The organism is Acinetobacter sp. S40, assembly GCF_016624705.1.
In the GTDB taxonomy this organism is placed as follows: Bacteria; Pseudomonadota; Gammaproteobacteria; order Pseudomonadales; family Moraxellaceae; genus Acinetobacter.
Window position 1 is genome coordinate 1 of record NZ_JACVTU010000032.1, and the last position, 1271, is coordinate 1271.

1 protein-coding gene and 1 pseudogene are annotated in these 1271 nt (G+C 50.4%); both read right to left on the bottom strand.

Translation table 11 applies throughout. From position 1 onward, the window contains the following. A partial coding sequence (pcaF, locus tag IAE19_RS16410; protein WP_200461970.1) for a 3-oxoadipyl-CoA thiolase occupies positions 1-1110 on the bottom strand: 1110 nt, incomplete at its 3' end. Between the two features lie 17 nt (positions 1111-1127). Further along, a pseudogene (locus IAE19_RS16415) lies at positions 1128-1271 on the bottom strand (3-oxoadipate CoA-transferase); the annotation flags it as partial.

Consider the following 1271-nt stretch of genomic DNA (forward strand, 5'->3'; position numbering starts at 1 on the left):
CGCAGTGGTCACCAAACGTGCTCCTGATGCGCCCAATGGATGACCCAGTGCAATCGCCCCGCCATTTGGATTCACTCGTGCATCCTCATCGGTTAGACCGAGATCACGGGTACACGCCAGAGCTTGCGCTGCAAATGCTTCATTCAGCTCAATCACATCCATCTGATCTAACGTCATATTGGCTTGTTTCAGCAGTTTTTTAATCGCAGGTGCAGGTGCAAAACCCATAATTCTTGGTTCGATTCCCACCGTCGTCGCGGCAATGATTTTGGCACGGGGTTTTAATTGGTAGTGTGCAATCGCTTCATCAGATGCTATCAATACTGCCGCTGCACCATCATTAATACCTGATGCATTGCCCGCAGTTACTGTACCGTCTGCTTTCACCACACCTTTGAGTTTGGTTAAACCTTCGAGTGTGGTCGATGCACGTGGATGCTCATCTGTCGTGATCAGTACAGGCTCACCTTTGCGCTGTGGAATCGTCACAGGTACGATTTCTTTAGCAAAGTAGCCTTTGGCTTGCGCTGCCGCAGTACGCTGCTGACTGTTATAAGCGAACTGGTCTTGATCTTCACGATTGATGTTGAACTGTTCTGCCACGTTTTCAGCCGTTTGTGGCATGGTGTCTACACCATACATGGCTTTGAGTTTTGGATTGATAAAACGCCAGCCCATGGTGGTGTCTTCAATCTTTTGGCTACGACCAAAGGCACCTTCGGATTTGCCCATGACGTAAGGCGCACGGCTCATGCTTTCAACACCACCCGCAATAATCAAATGGGCTTCACCGGCTTTGATGGCACGTGCTGCCATCGCAATGGCATCCAGTGATGATCCACATAAACGGTTGACTGTGGTGGCAGGAACGTCTACCGGTAAGCCTGCAAGCAGTGCTGACATGCGTCCAACGTTACGGTTGTCTTCGCCAGCCTGATTGGCGCAACCATAGATCACGTCATCGACCTGTTGCCAGTTGACAGTGGGATTGCGTTCGATCAATGCGGCAATCGGGACTGCCCCCAAGTCATCCGCACGTACAGGGGCCAGGCCACCTGCATAGCGACCAAAGGGAGTTCGGATGGCATCGATGATATATGCGTTTTTCATGGGTATCTGTCCTCTCCTTAAGTTGCATCAATCAAGGTTGCGCCCGTTAAGCGTTGCAATTCTTCAAAGCTTAAACCTGCAACTTTTTCAGTCACTTTAAGGCCTTCAGGGGTAACATCGATCACGCACAGGTCGGTGTAGATCCGATCAACGCATTTTTG